A 22,304-nucleotide genomic window follows, 5' to 3' on the forward strand; every position below is an offset into this window, starting at 1 on the left:
AAATGATATATTCCTCTGACCCTGATCATTTATAAACAACCAATACGTACTTACTATGCAAACACACAATCAACTCAAGAATTTGTTACTCCTGTTATTTCTGGGTTTACAATTCAACCCGGCACTAGCCGATGAAATAACAATAGGCGTTAGCGCCTCTATACCGCCATATATAATAAAAGAAACAAAACAAGGTATTGAACTGGAGATTTTACAGGAAGCATTTAAGATCACGGGGCATACGATAAATATCGAATTTCTTCCTTTCGCGAGAACATTTACATTACTAGATGAAAAAAAATTAGATGGCATAATAAACACGAAAAAAGGAATGATCGACAATGTCTTTTATACTGATATTGCCATTACTTTTCAGAACTGTGTTATTAGTTTAGCTAAAAACAACTATCCGGACTTTAAAAACATATCATTTTTAAAAAACAAAGATATCATCGCCTTCCAGAGAGCATCTGAAATATTAGGTAACGAATTTGCACTAATAACAAAAGATAACGACAACTATGAAGAAGTGGCATCCCAAAGATCACAGGTCTTACAGTTCTTTCTGGAGCGGAATGCTGAAATAATTATTATAGAAGAAAACATTTTTAAGTATTATCGAAATAAAGCCTATGACATTATCGGCAATAAAGCACATACACCTGTAAAATATCATCGAATTTTTCCGCCAACAGAATACAGGTTTGCATTTATAGATGAAAAGATTCGAGATGATTTCAATACGGGTTTGAAAACAATAAAAAGTAATGGTACTTACAGTCAGATTATAGATAAATATGAACGTTTAATGTTATAACTCGATCAACCCTGAATAGCTGATCAAAATATATAAATTATAATTAGAGAATAAGGAGGAAGGTCATAATAGGAAAAACTAAAACAGGTGAAAATATTAGAATTCAATATTCTTACGCTGAACCTGGTTTTATATATTCACACCTTAATAAAAGCTATAATTTTGAAAACTTACAATAAAAAAATGTATGCAGTACAAAATCATCTTTAAAATCGGGTTACATTTTCCCTACCTCCAACTATTACCTTAGTTATTTAAAGTTGAAAACACTAAAACACCTGTTTTATTTGATAAATATCTTTGGCTTTTGTCTTCTTACTGAGCACTTACATTAAAATCAGTCAAATTTTATAGAAGGTGTAATTACTAACTGTACACTCGTATCTTCAACCAGTGGAGCCTGATAACGTCTATCTGTGGTTCTAATCAAACCCATAGTTAAAGTAAAAATATTTTTTGATTCTTTCAGCGGGAAATTTTTATGAATTAAAAATCGTTGTTGAGTCGGCCTGAAATTCGTTTGATCAAATTCAAAAAAAACATCTATACCACTATTATCCAATAAAGATAACCACTTGCGATTTACATTTATATGATCTCTCCTCATACCAACATATATTGCATCAGCTATCGACTCATTATCATGCCACTTACCCCCCACACGAAAACTCCAGTCGAGGTTTTTGTTTTCTTTTTTTATCTTTCCCTTTATCTTCCATTCAAATTCAAACCAGTTATCGTCGATTACTTCATTATTTAATAAATGCTTATCACCATAACTGAGCAAATACCCCATAAATCCTTTATTATTTGCCTGTTCACCTTCTCCATAAGTAACCATATTCCCCATAAATAATGATACAGCGTAAGGTTCTTCAAATCCTGCAGTTAACACCTCTATTACGTTAATGTTATTGGTTATCTGAGCTTTATCATAAGCATAATCAGAATTATGACGAATTGACGCACCCAGTATAGGCATGGGATTAACACTGAATTCCAATAACAGGAATCGGGGTTTGTGGCTTCTGAGTAAAAGATCCTGATATATCTCTCGTTCAGTCTTGTCACCAAGATTGGGTATTTCCTCATCAGTCAGGTTCACATACAGACCTAAACTACTGTAATACGGATCAAGCTCCATCTCCCAGTTATATCTGTCTTGCTGTTCTACTGCTTCTGCCTGTAAAAAAGTGACATTCAACACAGTCAGAAAAAAACACAGTACTCTAGGCACTTTAAACACTCCGCGAAAACAGGCTATAAAACATATCATTAAGCACACATGTTTAGTGGCTGTATCAGTTACTATAGTAAATTATTTGCATCTGAACACAGTCGTTATTACCCCCCCTAACCTGTTTTCTCAGCACACGATTTAGTACCTCCTTGTAAGCTATATGTAACATCAATAACAAACCACTTTAATCGCAATATATGAAAACAGCTTAACTCATCAAATATTCATATATTTCAAATAGATATAAGGACTTAAGGGATACCTAGAGATTCTATATTAGTGATTTATTTTATACTCATTAGTAAGCTGATTATTTAATATGACTGGTCTACACTACTGTATATAGACGTAATGGATTACAAAATTTATTATGTGATATATAAATATGAGCACAGTCCACCCAGCAAGTAGATACACATCGCTTTTACTTCTTCTCGGCCTTTTAATCATTTCTTCAACGGCCCTGTCTGAGAACATATCTTTCGAAGAGATTTTAACTTTATCGTTAACTGATTTAGTCAATCTTGAGATATACAGTGCAAACAAAACACATGAAACCATTAAAGAGTCCCCTGCCAGTATTTATATCGTCAATAGAGCTGACATTGAAAGGTATGGTTATAATACGTTGACTGATATTCTGGAAAACGTGCCTGGTTTTTACAATATATATAGTTATAACGGTGCACCAGGAAACTTTGGTGTCAGGGGCTTCTGGAACCCAAATCAACAAAATAGCAGTATGGCTATTCTGGTTAATGGTGTGCATCAATATACCTTTGATTCTAGAAGCAGCCCTATGGAACAAATTCCTGTTCCTGTTGAAGCCATTGATAAAATTGAAATAACACGAGGACCAAATGCGGTTATTTATGGAAGTGGCGCCTCATTCGGTGTAGTAAATATCATTACAAATACAGTTACTGATGATCAGAAAAAATCTTTATTCGCATATTCATCAGGCTCTTTAAACACAGAAAGAGCGGCTCTACGTGTTGCTCTGAAAGAAAATGATTTGAAGCTAGTTATGAATGCCGGTACCTACAGTACAAACGGTCCAGATAACAAATTTTATGATTTAATGAATTCAGATAATTTCTCCACTCTGCCGAGTTTTGGTATAACCGACCCCGAATATAGCACTAATGAATTATTAGAACAGCATAATAAATATTTCAATATTAACAGTTCATACAAAAACTGGTTCTTTGATTTTGCATTTAATCAGTCAAGCACTGAATTTTTCATATTAGTACCTTCTGTACAGGATGGATCAGAAAGAAAAAGCACCTCCATTAATATGACAGTTGGTTATGCATATGAAATTAATGACTGGATTGATATGAATTTTAAATCAACTTATTATCAGCACAATAGAGATACAGACTTTGATGCATTCAGCCCTTCATTCTATGGAATTATTAACTCATCTTACGATGCATATAACATTGAGCTATTAAGCAACATTAAAGCATCTGATGATACCAGCATTTTAATTGGTCTTAACTACCAGAGCATGAAGAACCTTGATGAGTTAACAGACATACCTGCATTAAACTTTAATCAGGACAGTTATTTCATTGATGACAGACCACTGCATGCCGTCTTTTCGCAAATAAACTATCAGGCGACTGACAAATTAAAACTAACTGCTGGAGGTCGTTTTGAAGAGATACAACCTTATAGAAGTACCTTTATTTCAGATACTGGAGAAGCTTCAGAGAATAGAATTATCAGTAATAATGAAAGCATACACATAAACTCTTATAGGGGCGCTGCGGTATACTCATCAACAGATGAACACACTTTCAAATTTATGATAGGAAATTCAAGCCGCATAAGTGGAGATGATTTTTTACCTGAAGAAACAGATACTATAGAGTTAAACTATTTATATGTTGTTGAAAACCTGTATACAAGTGTTAGCTTATTTCATAACAACCTTAGAAATCTCGTTGTTCCATTTTTAGTAGATGATGGGGCGGGAGGCTTATCAACAGAAGAAGATACCTCAGGTAAGCTATCGACTGATGGCATTGAAATCATCATAAACAAAAACTTTCAAAAATACTGGTTAATTGAAGCTGGAATAACCTATCAGGATACAAGTGATGATATTAATAAAAATCTGGAACCAGCGTACTCTCCAGATTTACTCTCACATATTAAACTTAGCTATAAAAGTAGAAAATCAACGTATTCACTTATAAGTCGATATGTAGACGAGATGGAAAGCTTCTACGATCCTGGTATAGACAATGGGGACGGCAGTTTTGGCAATCGAACAGGTGATAAAATAAATAGTTATGCAACTCTGGATGCGAACATAAGAATAGATAACATCTATGAGGGTTTTTACCTTAATGTAAAAGCGAATAATCTTCTGGATAAAACCATTCGATACCCGAACAACAATGACAACAACACTCTTCTCGACAAGGGAACGCTTGGCAATGAAAGAATCATTACTGTTACTGTTGGTATCGATTTTTAGATAAGGAATAATATAATTATTGTGATTATAGAAAATCTCTGTTTATACATTCTATTTTTAGCATATTATTGAATATTAAACATTTTTCTGTAGGCCTGCTCAAGACTCATCGATCTATCTTTATAATCAATAACATCTCCAATGATTATCTCTATCTGTAAGTTCTTTTCACGATTTACAATCGCTCTTCGTAAGATATCATTGGCATTATCTTTTATATAAACAGGTAAAATAGGTAACCTATTTTTAACTGCAATCAGTTGAGATCCTTCTTTAAACTCGGTTAGATCAGTATCCTCTTTATTACGAGTGCCTTCAGGAAAAACAAAAATGGAAACACCTGTACTCAAGCCTTTTTTAATGTCCTTGAAAAAGGAGCCCATTGTATTTGACTCTCTATCCAGCAGAATAGAACCGCCATTACGCACGAATAAACCAAAGAAAAACGAATTATAAAGTTCCTTTTTTGAAATCCATAACCCCAGGATAGGTGTGTTTTTTAAAGCCTGCTCAATAATACAGGGATCGATTATGCTTCGATGATTGGAGATCAGTAAATACTGACCCTCAGGATCAATTTTATCTGCACCCGTTACGATTATTTCAATGTTAAGCCTTGAAAGCAGCGTATCACTATACTCAAGGCGCAGTTTCTTCTTCTCAGCATTGCTTGATGCTTTCTTTAATTTAAAACCATATTTGTTTGTTAAATACAGCGCGTACAGCGCCATTCTTACCTGTTTCAGACTCAAAAAAGCAACCCTCATATTTTGAGACGCGATTATAACAGGACTTGGGTTCAGGCTTTAAATTATCTATAGAATTATTAGTTAATAGCATTATATTTCTAAAAGAAGGTCGTTTTGGTCAAAAAACGACCAATCACTTGCATGAAATTCACCCATTTACCTGATTTTTCTCTAATCAAGTCAAACAAACTGCTGCTTTTTAGTCTTTTAAAAACATGGCTTATACCTTAATAAAATATTGAATAATGATATTTATCATTGCTCAAAATAGTAAAAAACTGATAAAAATCAGGTAGTAATTGTTAATAACACCATATGACTTAATAGGACTTTGTTATGAAAAAATCATTATCTATAATATTCTTCACCCTTCTATACTTCGTAGTTAACACATCCGCATTTGCGGATAACTCGGATAAAAAACTTTTCGTTAATTTAATATCGGATGATCTAGATCGTGCTGCAATGGCACTTGGTATCAGTAATAAGGTGTTAAGCACTGAAAATATTAAAGTAACAATATTTTTAAGTGCTCAGGGCGTTCGTTGGGCTGATAAGAACATCCCTCAGAATAGTTATGTTAATGGTAAAACGATTCCCGAGATGTTACAGGCTTTTATGAAAGCTGGTGGTCAGGTTATTCTCTGTAAAATGTGCATGAATAATGTAGGCGGGATAAAACAGAGTGAAGTTATAGATGGTATTAAATTCACAGGTACACTTGAAGCATTGTTTGCTGATGACACAACGGTACTAACCTATTAGATATCTGATTAAGGTCAGAGTATATTTTATTCTAATATCAGATTACATTATCCTCTGCCCTTATTTAATTAAGTAGCATTAGATGTTAATAAAAACAAAAATCCAGATCTTCACTGGTTTAATTTTTCTCAGCATTGTTAGTAGTATTTACCCTGGGCTCTGCCAATTGAGTCCATTTCCCATGGTACTACTTGGATCCGGTCCTTTTATTTTATACGGTATGATATATTTACTGATTAAACGAGAGAGCGTATTAATTAGCTGCATTTGGGCCATATCTATTACATTATTTTTAACATTATTATCTCAATATACCATCTATTCTAATTGTAAAGGCACTACATACGGTTATTCAGCTCTACCATATTTGTTTGTAACGCTTAGTAATTACATGATAGCCGGTCTGGCATTTTTTATCGCACTGAACAGTTATTTTCGTAATCATGAAAACAAACCATTAAACAGTATCGCATCATTTATAAGCGCATCAGGTATAATTATTATGGTGACAATTCTTGTGGTGACTCTTATTGAAATTTTGGCATAGTCATTACGGTTTATTCAAGCTAATATAAAATTACCTATTAAAACTAAAACCTTAACTGTGATATTTGGTACATTCATTAAAACACATAATGATATATTATAACTCCATATATTAACGGCATTAAGGTCAGGAAACATCTAATTAAATCTACAGAAAGATTATATGCAATCACTTGAAAGCTGGTTTTCTTTAATAGCTCTCTTTATTTTATGCTTCACTATTATTGGTGGAGCAGCGACGGCTTTCGTTCGTCTCTTCGATATAAACACCCCCATCGACATAGGTCTACTTCATGGTCGCGCTGGAGTAGTTGGCACTTTATTATTAATATTATCTATAGTCATTGGTAATGAAACGGGGCAGACTATAAAACCAGCAATTGGATTTCTAACATTAACTGTGCTGGGAGGAATTACACTGTATTTTATTATCAGAAGAAAAGGCATTTTACCCAGAAGTATAATTCTCATACACGGCGCTCTCGCTATAACAGCTGTTCATACCTTAATTTTCGGTTTTAATATTTAAGCACGAAAATCGAAGCCATATTAGTAACAGTCATTTTACTTTCACAGCTAACATTACGAGCAAGTATCACTTATATCCGAAACCATCGTATTTGTGTATTATTGATTCCCCTTAATAGACTAACACCAGAATAATGAAAAGATATAATTTACTACTTCTATTAATTTTATTCATACAGACATCATTAGCATTCTGCGAGAATAATATACCAGTTAATATAACTGAAGATTTCAATAAGGCAGCTAATCATCATAAAGGGATGTTTAAAAGTTTAATGGGTATGCGTGGATTTCCGAGTCTTAAAGATCGATCAGCAACATTAGACAATATTCTCAATAAATTAGCCAGTTATGAAAAACCAACAACATTACTGTTTTATGAAAATAATGAAAATGAGCTAAGGATATGGACACTGAATAACAATAGACAGGTAAATTTAAAAAAAATACAGATATCTTCAAGTGATCTTGAGCAGAAAATTATTGGATTTAGAAAGACCATCAACTCACTAAGCTCTCAAATCGATAGAGCGCCTAAACTAAAACGTGGCATAACAAGGAATGCTAAAAAAGTAAATAAAACGAGTCTAGATGAAATCAGCCAACTGTTAGTACCGGAAGAGCTTCATAAAATACTTGATAACACTGAACAACTCTTAATTATTCCATCATCAGCTATTGGAAGCATTCCATTTGCCATGTTAGATTTTCCTGGCAAAGATGGAAAACAACTTGTAGATTCTGTTTCCATTACCATACTACCTAGTTTATTTGATACAGATAATGCTCTGCCCCGTAGATACGTAAGTACTAACAACCATAATACGTCTCTAATTGTCGGTAATCCTGAATTTTATAATGATTCTGACTGGCATTTTCCACAACTACCCGGTGCAGAACATGAAGCCAGAATAGTTTCTAAATATTTAAATTCTTCCCCGTTAACTGGAAGTAATGCTAATAAGTCAGATGTTCTTAAAACAATCGAAACAGCTGATATTATATATTTTGCAACACACGGCGTTGCCAGTGTTGACTCCCCTCTTGATGAAAGTTTCATTGCATTAGCCGGTACAGACTTTAAAAGCAGTCGATTAACTGCTAGAGAAATACAAAACCTTTCTTTACAGGCAAAACTGGTAGTTTTAAGTGCCTGTCAAACAGGACTTGGTAAAACTGAAGACGCGGGTATCATAGGACTCGCCAGAGCATTTAAAATCGCAGGTGCTGAAGAAGTACTGGTAAGCTTATGGAATGTTGATGATGAAGTAACAACTGAATTGATGACAAGCTTTATGAAAACCTATTTAGAAAGCACTGAGAATGCTTCATCTGCTTTAAGAACAACAATGGCCATGATGCGCACTAAACATAAAGACCCCAGGCTATGGGCATCATTTACTGTATTTAGTGGTGAAGGCACTGTTATTGAACAAACAGATAATTAATTCATCAAAAAATATTATGATCGAAAGAGCTAAAAGACAACCGTCTCTATTCCTAAAGAACAGTGTCTTTAACCTCTTTTTTTACACACCACGTCTGATTGTATTCAAGGTCTGCTCAAAACGTTCACGTCTGTCAGGATTATTACGACGATTTTCTTCACTGTATCTGCTCTTTTGTGCCCGGTACCAGGTAGGTACAATAAAACCGAGTATAAAGGTCACTATCCCCATTCGAGTAACAATAGCCCAGAACGTCGCACCTTCAATAGGATCCGGTCTTAACGGCTCTAATAAAGGTATAACTATAAAAGCAGCAATCAGCATTAGACTAATTGCACAAATAACTGCGTCTTTAAGGTCGCCCCACTGTCGATAACGCTGCCAGCCTTTTAACTTTGTTATAACTGGATATTCACCAGTGGTTAAACGTATTGACAATAAAATGGCAATACCACTATGAAGAAAACTCCATGGATAAGAACATTTTGTATATCGTTCAACGCCTGTATATTCACAAAAACCAGTAGGCTCTAAAAATAGACCGCCAATGTAAAAAGTCATAAATGCAATAAACGCGGCAATCAGGCCTGACAACAGAGGGTAAACTACATTCGGTCCATATTGTTTTAATGAAAAATCACATATTCGTGGGCAGAATCGCGCAAGTACAATTGGTGTCAAAACAGCACTAAACATAATACAACCAATCATAATCGCTTTTACAATACCCAGTTTATATGCAAGAGGAAACACAATGAATGAACATAAAATAATAGTCAGTATCAACATATCATTTGGGTTAGGGAGCGGACTAATACCTTCAGCTTCAAGTTTGAAACCCAGTTTACCAAACTGTTTAACTCTATCGGCATCGCTATAATGAGAATGTAAAGAAATTCCAGCTAATAAAGAATAAATCTTACGTAATAAATCTCTACAGTTATCTCGAAATTCAGACTCTCGTTTTGTTAACTCTTCACTTTTTTCCCCACTATTTAATCTTAACTTATCTAAACAGACCCGGGCATCAGCAACAAGATTCTGTTGTATCTCTTTAACAACATCCACAGATCGTCTTTCACTATCAGGTTCTTTTAGTACAGCAAAAGCTGTTTTATAATGATCATCTGCTTCCCAGTAGTTTATGTTTTCAATTAATAACAGACACTTACACCAGAGAGACTGGGTAGTAGCAAACTCACTATTGTAAACAACATCTACAGCATGAAAATTATCTTCAACTGCCCTGTTTCGTACCTTCTCTACCAGATCAGCCTGTGGATTATAGGGAGCCCTTTTTAGGCGGTTTATCTCACGTAATTGCTGAGCAGGAATTAACGCACGTTCATACAGGATCGACCGAATACCAATATCGGCCCAGCGAAATGGTGGCACATTAGGCAATATCAAGATAACAAATGCTGCAATCACAAGTGGACCTGCATTGGTTATATCTGGAAGCCCCTCCTGTACAAACCATAGAATTATCTGCTGAAACTGGCTGCTGATACCAGGTTGCAATAAGACTAATAGATAAATTAACATCGCCAGTAATGCATACAGAAATTGATAAAGACGAAATCGAAATGCTGTGGTATTGGCACGAGGTGGTCTTAACAGTAAATTATGTTTACCGGGATTGAAACTCAATATTTGACTGAGTTTATCTTTCCAGTTTAAATTATCAGATGTTGATTGTGTTTGCAGTATATGTGGATTATTGAAACGATACATTGCTGATAAGAGCACAACAAGCGCCCCAAGCAGAAGAATTAAGCCATCCATATCACACCCTCCGTAGCATTAATAATAAGCGATTCTAATATACCAAAATAAATGCATTAACAACAATAAACTTTTCTTTTAAATGAAAATAATAGTTAATTTAAACAAGTTTTATTAACTAAGATAGACACGACATTTACCAGGTTGACCTATATACAAACATTAAGTCAATACTTTCAATAACTTGCATAAAGTGATATGTTGGATTTGAAAAGCTTCACTCCTACAGAGATTTAGAATTTATGCTTAAAAGAAAAACTCAGTCTGGAAAAAAATAAAGAAATACAGAATTTTATACACTAAAGTATAAATACATCACAGGAAAATTATGAAGAGTCATTAAGAAATTCCGCTCCACCCGTATTAACATGGGATACAACAACCTACACAATGATGGAGATGAGCTTATATTTGAGGTAACAACAATGACAATATCAAATAAATCTAGTATTAGTGGAAAAATCAGTTACGAAACTAAATAAATTTTATATAAATAGTCGATAATACAAACCTATGAATAAAAGAATAATAAACTTACTGCTCTTTATATTAATTCTGACTGGATTAGCTTTTGCAGCCGTTCCTTTTCTTAGCTCTTATGAACCTGTGAAAGCCGTAAATAATCAGATCAAAGATGATGCAATAAAAAATACAGGAGTAATAAAAGACAATCAACCATAATGTCTATATGACCAATAAAATATTTAAACCCAGAGGTGATATTAGCCGCTATATCGATACTGCAATTACATTTATTATTAGTATCGCCAGCCTGTTTATATACTACAGCATCAATCATGTTTTATGTATTGATGCTGTATGCAAGAAACTAACCATAACCAGTTACTGGGTATCATCATCAGGTTTATACATTCTATATGCTATTTCTTCATTTATATCTGGAATATACTTATTTAAAACAGGAGAATTAGCCAGAATCTACGCTATGTCTATCATTATAGTTATATGCAGTAGTTTTATTTTATGTGCAATGATGTTTTTTGCTATCGCACGTGAAATTTCCACTTTCACCTAGATCACCTACCTTCTAACCGGTTAATAATAAAACTATGTGGAATCAAATTAGAGGTCTGGAAGAAAAAATAAAACACAGAAAAACGCTAAAAATCTACAGTCGCTGTGGATTTTATTACTCTAAGACCGAAACTTCATGCCCTCATTGCGCAGACATGGATGATGAAACAGTATTAAGGCAGCTGGCAAGGAAAAAGCATTTCAGACTAAGCCTGGGTAAAGGCATGTTTATAGCCGCCATTTTAATTCTATTACTTATGATAATCATATAAATTAAATAAATAAAAATCTGATCTGAGCTTTACGCTATTACTACTACGTCCTGTTACGAAAAAACAGGATTTACTGTATACCACTTTGCATTGCCAATGCATCGCCTATTATCTGACGAACCCTTTTCGATGGTTCAGTACGAATAAGATTTTGTAAAACCGGTTTATACTCAGGATGTTTCGCTAAATTTGATCCCATAAAATTTGCCATAGAATAACGAGCTGACTCATAGGTTTCGGTTTGAATAGCCTTACTTATACTGGCCATCATTTCTGAGGTATTGGTTAATGGTAATCGGCTTAATGAATCAGCCATAGCTTCACGAACCTGACTATTTCTCTCTAGCTCAAAACGCGAGGTTAATGCTTTAGCACTTTGTTCAGATGACATTAAGCCGAGCGACAACGCTGCTGCGCGTCGTATGGCAGGCTGGTCATTATCTAAAAAGGTGCTTACATTTGAAACCACTTCTGTATCTCGAGTATTACCCAGCGCATAAATAAACGTTGTCTGTTGTTGAGTATTGCTATTGTTGTTAGCACCACTGATTAGCTCATCACGCAATGCCGGATAATCTGGATTATTGGCCACTTTCATATTGCCGCCAATGCTACCTAGTGTATAAGTAGCCGTATTTGAAATTTGCGGACGCTCAGTATAAGCCGTATCCCACAGCGCTTTCACAGTTTCAACGCTAGGTTCATTGATTCCTGCCAGTGCAACGGCTGCCCTCAATGCATCACGGGTAGACCAGTCAGCACTTGTCATAACCTGAGTCAGGGCCGCCTGAGCTTCGTCTGTCGCGGCCAGCTCCAAAGCCAGAAACAAATCCGCACGTGTTCGATCACTCAGCTTCCGGGTTTGCATTTGCTCAAGCAGAATTTCTGGCATTGTGCCATCAACACGCAGCAGATCTCTTAGAATATGAATGCGCTTGCTCCTTGCCTCAACTGCCGCATCTAATGCTGGCACTTCATCAATCAGTTTCCTGCGTGCCTCCTGCTGAGAAAGTTGAGGAATTGCCTTTGCAGGTTTAAGCAAAATTGGCTGTCGTGTCGCTGCTATAAAACTCCAACGATCTTTATGAATACTCACCTGATTACTTGAAACAAAATTAACTTGAGCATGATTATTAATGTGTAATGTCGGGCCATTCTTACCGGGTGTTTGAATAGTTTCATCTACTGTCATACTGGTGATCCAGCTAAACCTCTCATTGAGCTGAATGCTTTCTTTCGAGGTGATAGTTGCTTTGTTAAGCATGGGTGATGAAGATAAAACAACAAAGTCATGCTTATTCTTTTCAAGCTGAGTTGAGCTAACTCGCTGATAAGTTGCCAGATATTCACCGGAAGCATTTTTTTCTTTAACAACCCAGTTTTGTTTACCCTCTGGCCTGGATTTCTCTGGTTTAGACTGCTTCGGAATTGATATAGTGAAAGTACGCACAATGTTTTCCAACATGCTTTGTTCCTGACCGGTAAGCCCTTCCGAAAATTCAAATTTTTCTGGAACACCGCCTGCTGTAAACTGAACTCTAAACGGGAGCTCAAGCATCTGATTCATCTCCGGATCAGATTGTCCGGAGATATTGATTCGTACATCTGATAACTGCATTCCTACTCGCGTATTATCTTTACCTGCTTCCAGGGTAACCATATCGAGTAATGAACGAATACTAACCTGAACATTTTGACTGTCACTGGTGCCAAACATATTTAAGCGACTGGATGAATCCATCACTACTCGATATCGCTGGGAAACACCTACCTGCCAATGAATAACGTGGGGCTCATTTTGCTCAAGCGTATTATTAACACTCCAGCTTGCCTGTAAAAACCAGAACACACCCACACTGACTGAAATTAATAATAATGAAAAAATAAGTCCCTGTTTTTCTTTCATTTTTACCGTTTCCTATTCACCGGGGCCAGGAACAAAGTACTCAGGCTCCTGACCATCCAGCAGCACTACATCAAATATAACGCTGGGATCTTCATAAAGAACATCTACAAACTCAAACGCAGCGGGTGAAGAAACAAGATTCTTTTTCACCTTAACTCTGACAAAAGCCGGGCAACGCACTTTTATAAAGCCAATCTTACAGGTTTTGGTTTTGAGTACAGGGAATTCAGCAAACAGATTAATTTTTCCCTGAGGACCTCTAAAAGTATTAGTAATAACCGGCCCCTGAGTAATTACAAACTCTGCCGGTTCCGCACCGACACCATCACTCAGTAAATCAATATCAACACCGTAAAAGAACTCTAATTCTTCACTTAAAAGTGATAACACACCTTCAACTCCTGCAATAATAAATTTCCTGCTACCAAAACCACCGTACACAGTCGCTTCTATATTTGCGAAAGGCGTAATAGCAGTTCCCAGCCGGTAATCATCGTTGGCACTGGTGAAAAGAATCGGGTTTAAGTTCTGGTCAACAGTACCGATTCTGATACCCATATTACCGGTGACATAACCGCCAGCACTCATGGGAATAGGTCCAACATAGAAAGTGGCTTCGAGAAGTTTACCTTTATCCGGATCCGGAAACTCCTTGGAAAAGGAATACAGGTTATCCACCTGATCTATGGATATTTCTACACCACTTAATATAGAGGGCTCTTCTCCCGGGGGAACAGTGACCCAACTCGTTAGAATTAGACCCGAGTGACGAATTTCTAATGAAATTTTGTTCTCATCTTCAGCAGGTTTTCCTTCATAATCCGGCACCAGTTGTGTCCGCATATCAATTGCCATATATTCAAAGGGAGTCTTAAAAATAGTCATAGGAATCGATGCATTCAAAGTCTCTACATAACCTTTATGGTCAGCAGTCGCATAGTTACCAAAATTAACTCCAAATGCAAAAACCGAACCACCAGCTCTGATATTAAAGCCCACACCGTTATTTAATGGCTCAGAGGGCAACGAATATTCAGGCGTATATCCGTTTAGGTCTGGAGTTGGTAGTACCGTTGATTCAACCGGGGGTAAAGTAATTACTAATGGAGAACAAACTTCGTTGTCTTCGGGTATAGCATCAGTAATAAGTTGATCTGTTGGACGGATTTCAACACAGATAGAAAAATCTGTGACATCCATCGCCAGCGTTTCATTTGTCGCAACATCACAGTTTGCTGCTTTTGGATAATTATTTAAAAACGCTTTTAAGGCATTAATGGCCTCTTGCGTAAGATCCGGTGGTGGCAAAGTTGGTGGCGGTGGATCACCAAGAACAACCGGAATATCCGTTCTTACACAGTTATAACGCATTGCAAAGGCAAGCTCACTACCCAGTTTGCCGGGAAAATAATAACTCATTAATGAGGAATTACGCCCAACATCATCCAGAGTAACGCCCTCAGAAGTAAAATTACCTTCTACTTCTGATCCCGAGGTAACCAGTTGCGGATTAAACGTACCCATTGATAGCCACTCCACAGCAGTTGTTGCACCGTCAGGGGCTATGCCATAAGCATTCATATAACGTTGCTGGTCTGAACTCCAGAGGTAAAGTGGCACATCATGACTTGTTGATTGATCAGAACGTGAAATTCTTAATTTCGCAAAGGCCTCAATATCAACATTTTCTCCAACTCTTAAGCCATCTGAACCTACTCCTAAGGTGGCGCTGGCGTCTGCGTTGTAAACATTATTATTAAGTTCATTAACTTGATCATCATAGGATAATGTGCTGATTTCAAGGGAAGCACGATCCAGAGTAAGCCCCGTAATTAAGAGATTGGGAGCAACCGGAAGCGAAAAAATGACTTCAACAGAGGCGACGTTATCCTCTTCATCGGTTTCAACTAACTCATCGGCCGCATCAACAATAGCCGATACATAATATTCACCGGGTAATTCGACACTTGCGGGTATATTGATTTCAATTTCATAAGGGCCGCCGCCGCTAACAACATTCTCAATAGTTGCCGTACCCAGAGGTATTTGTCGAGCTTCCAGTTCAGGGTCATCTTTTTTCTCAACAGCATAAAGTGAGACGCTGACCTGATCGCCTTCTACCTCACTTTCCAACTCAACTTCAAACACCATTGGATAAGAAATTTCAGGGTCGAGCGTAAGTACTTTGAGTGATGTAAGCGATAAATTTTTTGGTGGAGGGGAATCACTACCACCACTGCAGGCAGAGAGTAAAGTAGTAGCAAAAACAATAATCAACAGCTTGTTAAATGTTATGTTTTTCATTATCTAGTCCTCAGATAATATGTGTAGTTACAATATTTTAATGAGCTTCATATATTATTCATATATTATTTTCATAAAAATTATCCCTGTACTTTATTACCTGTTGAAACAATCTGAAATAGATCAGGCAATAGTACAAAGAGGGTAAATTATACAGCAATAAAGTATGCAAAAATACCTGAATCAAAACTCAGTTATTTATAATATTAGACAATATTGAAGTAATAATCAGAATATATTCCTTATAACAAATTAGTACTGATTATTATTTCTGGCTAACTTTATAAGGCTAGCAAGTTCTTTTTCAATATTTTTTCGCTTTTTCAATAAATATCGACGTAAATTACCACTTCTTATTAGTATTATAAAAACACGTAGATTATCAATTATCTGGTGTTGTTCACGTTCAATTATTAAAGCGGTAAGTGATGTAGGCAACAATAACACTACATAAATAATGGCTGCGTTTAAACCAGATAGAGAATAAACAACCTGTGTTTGAAGAAACCAGAAAACACTGAAGAACAGGGTTCCTGTCAGAATTTTAGATGTATCATACTGATCATCTCCCTTAGACAATAATCGACTTGATATTTTTGTCATTAAATAAGGTAGAAATGAATTTATAAAACCATATAATCCAACAGGTAAAACAACAAGAATTATAAAGAAACTACGTAAGACAAATTTCCTGATCATCTGAGAGTTATAACTGACACTTAAATTATAATCATTAATGCCGAGTTTATTACATAAACGGTTAAAGTGTCTTAAGTGATGTTTAAATTCATCTACTTTGTCAGGAACTGTTTTATGAAGATATTCGTTTGCTGTTAATAATAATTTATGAGATTTAAACTTCTGACTCAGGTTTCTCTTGCGTGACTTTTTATGTCTTAATGAAAAAAATCGTTCAACCTGTTTTACAAATACCAGATCTTCTACTTCTTCAACCTCTAATACAAGACCCTTCATTGCCATCATAATTCTATCAGTAAGCGTTTTAACATCCTGCTCTTCACTCAATGACCATTCATTTTCTATTTCAACTGGTTTACCAAAATTTATATAAACATTACTTCTAAATTTAACTGTATTCGTAAAATTTAACCCTATGGGTATAACCAGTGGTACTTCATTATATTTTTCTTTATATCCTAAAATGATTCTTGATACGCCTGTTTTTAATTGCTTTAGTTGTAAATCTGAATGACTCTGCCCTTCAGGAAATATCATTAATACTTCATTTTTCGCCAGCATTTCATATGCTTTTATAAACATGGCATCATTATCAACTACACCATCCTCCGAATCCTGCCGCCTATAGACAGGTACGGCCTGCCATACTGATAGAATAATTTTAAGAATCGGGTTTTTAAATAAACCACTTCTTGCAAGAGGGTGTATTAAACGTTTACTGGTGTACTGTAATAAAACTGCATCTGCAAGAGCATTCGAATGATTTGCGCATAGTATAATCGGACGTATATTATTTAAAATATCCGCACCGGTAATTTCAATTTTTTTATAAAATGAAACCACAAAAAGACAACAGAGCTTTTGCCAGAGTTTTTGTGATACACCTAATTTGAGTTTGTTTTTATGCTCTTCCATGATTTCTCTATTTTCATTTAATTTAATAATTAGTCTTACAGGATACTATTATATTAAGTCGATAGAAATTAACCTAATTAGAATAATTTCTGTCCAGTAATATATATAGCAACTTTTATTCAAAAGCTCAAAGCTATGGTCAGATGACCCAGAAGTTTATTCATTCTATGATTATCAAACTGGTATTTTGATACAAAACGCTCTCCCCTCTTATTTATCGTTATTTAACAAACGCCTATTATTCAACCAAAAGGTTGACTATAAATAAAAAGCCATTATACTGAACCATATGGTTGAATATAAAAAAGATAAAATCCTTTCAGAGCTGTTAAAAGCAGTAAGTGATACTACTCGTCGCTCACTCTTAACGCAGCTTTGCCAACAGGGACCAAGCCGTGTCACAGATTTGGCTAACTACTATGACATGTCATTAAACGCAATTTCAAAACATATAAAGGTACTTGAGAAAGCAGGCCTGGTTAGTCGTAAAAATATAGGCCGTAGCCATTGGATTGAAGCGGATTTAAAGAAAGTCAGGGTAGTTAATGAGTGGTTCACAGAGCTTAAATCTATATGGGATTTACGTCTGGACAAATTAAACGACATATTACAAAACGGAGAGAATGATAATGACTGATTTAGCAGTGAATGTTAATAAAACCATAGATGCCCCTGTTAAAGATGTATTTGAGGCCTGGTTAAACCCGAAAACTTTAACAAAATTTATTTTACCTATGCCTGGCATGCCTGAACCTGATGTTGAATCAGATTCTGTAGAAGGAGGTAAATTCACCATAATCATGCACGTGGGAGAAGATAAAATACCACACACCGGTCAATACCTGGAAATTGAACGGTTTAATAAACTGGTTTTTACCTGGGAGTCCCCTTTTTCGACAGACAATAGTACGGTAAGCCTGCTATTTAAGGCGATAACTGATACTCAAACTCATGTAGAACTGACACATGTGAGGTTTATTGATGAAGAAGCTCGCTCAAATCACGAAGGAGGATGGACGAATATTCTAGACAGATTAAATGAAATTATAAGCTAGATAAATTAAAAACAAGGAGAGGATATGAAATATTCGTTTTGTAAAAACTTAAGCTTTAGCCTGCTGAGTATGAGCCTGTTATTGCCATATTCAGCTTTAGCAATAAACACATCATTAATCGTAAATCTGCCAGCTGAAAAACTAAACTGGAAAGTAACACCTGAAGGAGCTGCTTTTGCGGCATTAGAGGGTGACCGCTTTAAAGGCCCATATATGGCTATGGTAAAACTTCCAGCCGGAATTACGAGCCCGATGCATGTAAAATCGGCTAATATGTATGGAATGGTGATATCGGGTACCTTCTCGCATATTGCTAAAGACGCTAAATTATCAAGTGAAATACAATTACCAGCCGGTTCTTATTATATGATTCCAGCTAATCTTCCACATATCAGTAAGTGTATTTCTAAAGTTGAATGCGTGAGTTTTCTATATCAGGATGGAAAGTTCGATTTCATTACTGAATTAAAGCAATAAAGAGCTTAGAGTATTAAAATCAGGTACTCATTCATTACCGCTGTTCACAATTAGTGAATGAGTGCACAGATTATATTATCTAGATGGTTAACCATGTAACGCATAATTTAATAGTATGCGTTATATAAATATGTCGATATCTAATTTATGGTCTAGCAAACAAACAGATCATGAGCGCTTTGAACTACTCGTAAGGCCTCATGTGGTTCGTCTTTATAAACTGGCTTATCGCCTGACAGGCCAACGTGTTGATGCCGATGACCTTATTCAGGATGTCATGCTCAAGTTATACCCTCGCCTCACAGAACTGCAATCCATTGAGAATCTAAGCCCCTGGCTTTCACGTATTCTTTATCATCAGTTCATTGACCAGCAACGACGTGTAAAGCGCTCCCCAGTTGAATATACTGATGATGAAGATGTACTCTATAGCAACTCAGCGACAGGTTCTTTGGAACCCACTGAGCTGCTGGAATCTGATATCACACAGAAAAACATACAGAATGCATTAGAAAAGCTAAACCCCGAACAGCGCATTGTGCTGTTATTACACGACATTGAAGGTTATACACTACAGGAAATTCAATATATACAGGACGTATCACTAGGCACCTTAAAATCACGATTACACCGCAGTAGAAATAAATTACGTGAATTATTAAATAAAATGGAACCTTTTACGGATGCCAGACGTGTTAGTAGTTAGCAGAGAGAAAATATGAATTGTACAGACATCAACACATTTAAAGACGACTACCTGGACGGGCAACTTCCTTCTTTACAGAAAGCTGTTTTCGAGCAGCATTTGATCGAATGTAAAAACTGTAATGAAACTGTAAATGCTTCACAGCAAATACTGGATGTAATGGGTACTTTGACAGCACCTGAGCCCGCTGATGACTTTGTTGAAAAAATGTTTAAGGAAGTACGCAAACAGTATCCAGAAAAATCATCCCATCACTTTGTTGCAGGTTTTGCAACAGCGATGGCAGCTGGTTTTGCATTGTGGTTTATAAGCACGATATTTGAAGTGCAACAACAATCATTACCTGCTTCTAATGAAATGATGATTTCTCTGAATACAGAACGAAGTGTAAGACTCATGTTTGATGCACCTGACAATATAAAACAGGTTACATTAAGCATTAAATTGCCAGATAATATCGAACTGTCCGGTTTTGCGGGACAGTCTGAGCTATCATGGCAAACCAGTTTTACTAAAGGACCTAATATTTTAACTCTGCCAATTAAAGCGGTAGATCAGGGTGCAGGTGAATTAATTGCACGTTTGAACTACGGTGATAAATTAAAAGAATTTCATCTGGTGATAAAAACAGCAGAAGACGGTGTTGTGAACTATCAACTTAAACCGTTTACATCTGTATAAATATTTGGAGATTAAGTACATGAAAAAATTAAGTATAGCAATTACGTTAGGGTTAGGAATGTCATTGCCTTACGCTGCACTGGCTGAAGAAGAAGACGTTACAATTCGTATGATGGATATGGACGAAACAACGGCTGAAGAAGTGATGAAAGAAATTGAGCTTCCTGAATCTGCAAGCGACATGGGCAGGGAACGTTCGGCTAAAGGCATTGCTAATGCAAATGCACGTCATGAACGTAATCGCCTGAGAAAAGAAGAACATGAAGGTGACGATGACGAAGCTCATACTCAGGAAGATATGGATACAGAAACTGAAGCAGAGCACGACGATGACAATGAAATGGTTAAAGAAGATCATTTAAGAGGTCTGGAACGTGCAGCTGAAGTTAGAGCAACACCTGAACGCCCTGAATTACCCGAGCTGCCAGAAGCAGCAGAAAGTAATCGCGCGGATCACTCAAACAAATAATAAACAAGCTGTTTAATACAAAAACCTCTACCTGGTTTCAGGTTGAGGTTTTTGCGTTTTAAAAACACTACTGGATACTGTATGAGTCACCGACTCAGGGCTCGCATTAAATTACACCTAACTATTCTACTGGTTGTCTTTTCTAGTTCGACCATTGCATCATCTAAAAACCATTTTAAAGATGGCGTTAAATTATTCGAGACTGAAAAATACTCTCAGGCAGCTAAAAAATTCGAACTAGCAAGAAAACAGGGGCTTAAATCAACCGCACTTTATTACAACCTTGGCAGCACCTATTACAAAACTGGAAATTATAAAAAGTCCAGACAATATTTCAATACGCTTAAAAATATACCCAGAATGAAATCTCTAGCCGAGTACAATCTTGGCCTTATTGCATTAAAACTGAATGACATCACAAAAGCCAACAATCACTTTAAAGCAGTTATTAAAGAGAACAAAGACAACAAGCTGATTTATTTATCTCAAAAAAAACTCGACAAATATTTGCCTGATAAAAAACCGTGGTCAGTTTATGCAGGAGCAACGCTGGGTTACGATGACAATATTAATATAGCTCCTGTGGGAATAGTTGTGAATGAATCAGGTGTTTTTACTGATTATGTTGTGGCTGCAGATTACGTAGTAAAGGGTAATAGAAAAAATGGCTGGATCAGCGACTTTATCCTTACAAACACTAACTACACTGCCACCAATATTTACGATCAAAACCAGTATGGTGTCGGAATTAAAAAAACTCGTTCATATAACAAGTGGAATTCACATGTTAAATTCAGCTATGATAAATTCAACTATTCTCATGAAGATTATCTAAGCACCTTTAAACTTGAAACACAGGGTAAATATAACTGGTCAAAAAACAGTAAGATATATCTAAAGTATCGATATGAAAACATCTCTAGCGACAATGCCCTGTATGATTATCTCGATGGATGGAAACAGAATTTAAGAGCTGAATACCGCTTATATAATAAAAAGAGTAGCAGCCGCTTTTATTATGAAATGGAGCTAAACGATAGAAATGACCTTGTGACAGCCGTTACTGGAGATGAATTCAGTTACTCACCCACACGCCATGCATTTAGACTTAAACACACTGAGATTTTAAACAAAAAATGGAGAGCAACAGGCGACATCTCATATCGAACCAGTGATTACCCTGCTACCGCAACTCAGGATAGAAATGACGACCGTTACAAATTAGCCGCATACGCTGATTATCGATTAAATAAAAGACTACAAGTTCGATACAAACTGGAATACACAGATAATAATTCAAATGAAGCCATATTTGATTATACCAGGACCGTATATACGCTTGGAATTAATGCTTTTTTCTAACACCTAAATATAAAGCACCTGTATTAAACACCCTTATTAATACATTACTAC

The 22,304-nt window shown here is 36.0% G+C and carries 21 protein-coding genes; 15 read left to right on the forward strand and 6 right to left on the reverse strand.

Annotated features, from left to right (window positions below):
* The first annotated feature begins 55 nt into the window (after positions 1–55).
* The gene (locus tag DIZ80_16850; protein RDH80695.1) at positions 56–817 is read left to right on the forward strand and encodes an amino acid ABC transporter substrate-binding protein; all 762 of its coding nucleotides are present in this window, start codon (positions 56–58) and stop codon (positions 815–817) included.
* A 337-nt stretch (positions 818–1,154) separates the two neighbouring features.
* On the opposite strand, the gene DIZ80_16855 is transcribed toward DIZ80_16850, so the two are convergent.
* A complete protein-coding gene (locus DIZ80_16855) occupies positions 1,155–2,093 on the reverse strand; it encodes a hypothetical protein (protein ID RDH80696.1) in 939 nt (312 codons plus the stop codon).
* A 349-nt stretch (positions 2,094–2,442) separates the two neighbouring features.
* On the opposite strand from DIZ80_16855, the gene DIZ80_16860 reads away from it, so the two are divergent.
* The gene (locus DIZ80_16860) at positions 2,443–4,551 is read left to right on the forward strand and encodes a hypothetical protein (protein RDH80697.1); all 2,109 of its coding nucleotides are present in this window, start codon (positions 2,443–2,445) and stop codon (positions 4,549–4,551) included.
* 65 nt (positions 4,552–4,616) lie between these two features.
* Here the strand turns inward: DIZ80_16860 and DIZ80_16865 are convergent, their stop codons facing one another.
* The gene (locus DIZ80_16865) at positions 4,617–5,303 is read right to left on the reverse strand and encodes a 1-acyl-sn-glycerol-3-phosphate acyltransferase (protein ID RDH80698.1); all 687 of its coding nucleotides are present in this window, start codon (positions 5,301–5,303) and stop codon (positions 4,617–4,619) included.
* A 333-nt stretch (positions 5,304–5,636) separates the two neighbouring features.
* Between DIZ80_16865 and DIZ80_16870 the strand changes: the two genes are divergently transcribed.
* The 4 genes from DIZ80_16870 to DIZ80_16885 all read left to right on the forward strand — a co-directional run bounded on the left by DIZ80_16870 (position 5,637) and on the right by DIZ80_16885 (position 8,587).
* Positions 5,637–6,065 (forward strand): hypothetical protein, encoded by a 429-nt coding sequence (locus DIZ80_16870; GenBank protein ID RDH80699.1) that lies wholly within the window; start codon positions 5,637–5,639, stop codon positions 6,063–6,065.
* 82 nt (positions 6,066–6,147) lie between these two features.
* On the forward strand, positions 6,148–6,612 hold the full coding sequence (locus DIZ80_16875; GenBank protein ID RDH80700.1) for a hypothetical protein: 465 nt from the start codon (positions 6,148–6,150) through the stop codon (positions 6,610–6,612).
* Between the two features lie 162 nt (positions 6,613–6,774).
* Entirely contained in the window at positions 6,775–7,140 is a 366-nt protein-coding gene (locus tag DIZ80_16880; GenBank protein RDH80701.1) for a hypothetical protein, read from the forward strand.
* 133 nt (positions 7,141–7,273) lie between these two features.
* Positions 7,274–8,587, forward strand: coding sequence for a hypothetical protein (locus DIZ80_16885; protein RDH80702.1), 1,314 nt, complete (start codon positions 7,274–7,276; stop codon positions 8,585–8,587).
* Positions 8,588–8,668: 81 nt separating this feature from the next.
* Here DIZ80_16885 and DIZ80_16890 read toward each other — a convergent pair whose 3' ends face one another.
* Positions 8,669–10,372: a hypothetical protein gene (locus DIZ80_16890; GenBank protein RDH80703.1), complete on the reverse strand. Its 1,704-nt coding sequence runs from the start codon at positions 10,370–10,372 to the stop codon at positions 8,669–8,671.
* Positions 10,373–11,060: 688 nt separating this feature from the next.
* Between DIZ80_16890 and DIZ80_16895 the strand changes: the two genes are divergently transcribed.
* Entirely contained in the window at positions 11,061–11,408 is a 348-nt protein-coding gene (locus DIZ80_16895) for a hypothetical protein (GenBank protein ID RDH80704.1), read from the forward strand.
* Positions 11,409–11,442: 34 nt separating this feature from the next.
* The gene (locus DIZ80_16900) at positions 11,443–11,679 is read left to right on the forward strand and encodes a hypothetical protein (protein RDH80705.1); all 237 of its coding nucleotides are present in this window, start codon (positions 11,443–11,445) and stop codon (positions 11,677–11,679) included.
* 70 nt (positions 11,680–11,749) lie between these two features.
* On the opposite strand, the gene DIZ80_16905 is transcribed toward DIZ80_16900, so the two are convergent.
* From DIZ80_16905 to DIZ80_16915, 3 genes are all read right to left on the reverse strand, one after another.
* The gene (locus DIZ80_16905; GenBank protein ID RDH80706.1) at positions 11,750–13,585 is read right to left on the reverse strand and encodes a hypothetical protein; all 1,836 of its coding nucleotides are present in this window, start codon (positions 13,583–13,585) and stop codon (positions 11,750–11,752) included.
* Between the two features lie 12 nt (positions 13,586–13,597).
* A complete protein-coding gene (locus DIZ80_16910; protein RDH80707.1) occupies positions 13,598–15,889 on the reverse strand; it encodes a hypothetical protein in 2,292 nt (763 codons plus the stop codon).
* Between the two features lie 252 nt (positions 15,890–16,141).
* Positions 16,142–17,503, reverse strand: a complete 1,362-nt coding sequence (locus tag DIZ80_16915; protein RDH80708.1) for a hypothetical protein — start codon at positions 17,501–17,503, stop codon at positions 16,142–16,144.
* A 289-nt stretch (positions 17,504–17,792) separates the two neighbouring features.
* Between DIZ80_16915 and DIZ80_16920 the strand changes: the two genes are divergently transcribed.
* The 7 genes from DIZ80_16920 to DIZ80_16950 all read left to right on the forward strand — a co-directional run bounded on the left by DIZ80_16920 (position 17,793) and on the right by DIZ80_16950 (position 22,253).
* Positions 17,793–18,140 carry a transcriptional regulator gene (locus DIZ80_16920; protein ID RDH80709.1) on the forward strand — a complete coding sequence of 116 codons (348 nt, stop codon included), beginning with the start codon at positions 17,793–17,795 and terminating at the stop codon, positions 18,138–18,140.
* Positions 18,127–18,558: an SRPBCC domain-containing protein gene (locus tag DIZ80_16925; GenBank protein RDH80710.1), complete on the forward strand. Its 432-nt coding sequence runs from the start codon at positions 18,127–18,129 to the stop codon at positions 18,556–18,558. The genes DIZ80_16920 and DIZ80_16925 overlap by 14 nt, the downstream gene beginning before the upstream one ends.
* A gap of 24 nt (positions 18,559–18,582) precedes the next feature.
* The gene (locus tag DIZ80_16930) at positions 18,583–19,035 is read left to right on the forward strand and encodes a hypothetical protein (protein ID RDH80711.1); all 453 of its coding nucleotides are present in this window, start codon (positions 18,583–18,585) and stop codon (positions 19,033–19,035) included.
* A gap of 115 nt (positions 19,036–19,150) precedes the next feature.
* Positions 19,151–19,741: an RNA polymerase sigma factor gene (locus tag DIZ80_16935; GenBank protein RDH80712.1), complete on the forward strand. Its 591-nt coding sequence runs from the start codon at positions 19,151–19,153 to the stop codon at positions 19,739–19,741.
* A 12-nt stretch (positions 19,742–19,753) separates the two neighbouring features.
* The gene (locus tag DIZ80_16940; protein ID RDH80713.1) at positions 19,754–20,422 is read left to right on the forward strand and encodes a hypothetical protein; all 669 of its coding nucleotides are present in this window, start codon (positions 19,754–19,756) and stop codon (positions 20,420–20,422) included.
* 19 nt (positions 20,423–20,441) lie between these two features.
* Positions 20,442–20,891 (forward strand): hypothetical protein, encoded by a 450-nt coding sequence (locus tag DIZ80_16945; GenBank protein ID RDH80714.1) that lies wholly within the window; start codon positions 20,442–20,444, stop codon positions 20,889–20,891.
* Between the two features lie 81 nt (positions 20,892–20,972).
* Positions 20,973–22,253, forward strand: a complete 1,281-nt coding sequence (locus DIZ80_16950; protein ID RDH80715.1) for a hypothetical protein — start codon at positions 20,973–20,975, stop codon at positions 22,251–22,253.
* Positions 22,254–22,304: the final 51 nt, after the last annotated feature.

Origin of the sequence: endosymbiont of Galathealinum brachiosum (assembly GCA_003349885.1) — a bacterium.
Taxonomy (GTDB): Bacteria; Pseudomonadota; Gammaproteobacteria; order SZUA-229; family SZUA-229; genus SZUA-229.

What these genes read in the sequence shown, in the direction of transcription:
- DIZ80_16905 (RDH80706.1), bottom strand. Translation starts at nt 13,585, where the DNA reads ATGAAAGAAAAACAGGGACTTATTTTTTCATTATTATTAATTTCAGTC.
- DIZ80_16910 (RDH80707.1), bottom strand. Translation starts at nt 15,889, where the DNA reads ATGAAAAACATAACATTTAACAAGCTGTTGATTATTGTTTTTGCTACT.
- DIZ80_16935 (RDH80712.1), top strand. Translation starts at nt 19,151, where the DNA reads ATGCGTTATATAAATATGTCGATATCTAATTTATGGTCTAGCAAACAA.
- DIZ80_16855 (RDH80696.1), bottom strand. Translation starts at nt 2,093, where the DNA reads ATGATATGTTTTATAGCCTGTTTTCGCGGAGTGTTTAAAGTGCCTAGA.
- DIZ80_16930 (RDH80711.1), top strand. Translation starts at nt 18,583, where the DNA reads ATGAAATATTCGTTTTGTAAAAACTTAAGCTTTAGCCTGCTGAGTATG.
- DIZ80_16940 (RDH80713.1), top strand. Translation starts at nt 19,754, where the DNA reads ATGAATTGTACAGACATCAACACATTTAAAGACGACTACCTGGACGGG.
- DIZ80_16950 (RDH80715.1), top strand. Translation starts at nt 20,973, where the DNA reads ATGAGTCACCGACTCAGGGCTCGCATTAAATTACACCTAACTATTCTA.
- DIZ80_16915 (RDH80708.1), bottom strand. Translation starts at nt 17,503, where the DNA reads ATGGAAGAGCATAAAAACAAACTCAAATTAGGTGTATCACAAAAACTC.
- DIZ80_16860 (RDH80697.1), top strand. Translation starts at nt 2,443, where the DNA reads ATGAGCACAGTCCACCCAGCAAGTAGATACACATCGCTTTTACTTCTT.
- DIZ80_16885 (RDH80702.1), top strand. Translation starts at nt 7,274, where the DNA reads ATGAAAAGATATAATTTACTACTTCTATTAATTTTATTCATACAGACA.
- DIZ80_16880 (RDH80701.1), top strand. Translation starts at nt 6,775, where the DNA reads ATGCAATCACTTGAAAGCTGGTTTTCTTTAATAGCTCTCTTTATTTTA.
- DIZ80_16850 (RDH80695.1), top strand. Translation starts at nt 56, where the DNA reads ATGCAAACACACAATCAACTCAAGAATTTGTTACTCCTGTTATTTCTG.
- DIZ80_16875 (RDH80700.1), top strand. Translation starts at nt 6,148, where the DNA reads ATGTTAATAAAAACAAAAATCCAGATCTTCACTGGTTTAATTTTTCTC.
- DIZ80_16870 (RDH80699.1), top strand. Translation starts at nt 5,637, where the DNA reads ATGAAAAAATCATTATCTATAATATTCTTCACCCTTCTATACTTCGTA.
- DIZ80_16920 (RDH80709.1), top strand. Translation starts at nt 17,793, where the DNA reads ATGGTTGAATATAAAAAAGATAAAATCCTTTCAGAGCTGTTAAAAGCA.
- DIZ80_16900 (RDH80705.1), top strand. Translation starts at nt 11,443, where the DNA reads ATGTGGAATCAAATTAGAGGTCTGGAAGAAAAAATAAAACACAGAAAA.
- DIZ80_16925 (RDH80710.1), top strand. Translation starts at nt 18,127, where the DNA reads ATGATAATGACTGATTTAGCAGTGAATGTTAATAAAACCATAGATGCC.
- DIZ80_16945 (RDH80714.1), top strand. Translation starts at nt 20,442, where the DNA reads ATGAAAAAATTAAGTATAGCAATTACGTTAGGGTTAGGAATGTCATTG.
- DIZ80_16890 (RDH80703.1), bottom strand. Translation starts at nt 10,372, where the DNA reads ATGGATGGCTTAATTCTTCTGCTTGGGGCGCTTGTTGTGCTCTTATCA.
- DIZ80_16895 (RDH80704.1), top strand. Translation starts at nt 11,061, where the DNA reads ATGACCAATAAAATATTTAAACCCAGAGGTGATATTAGCCGCTATATC.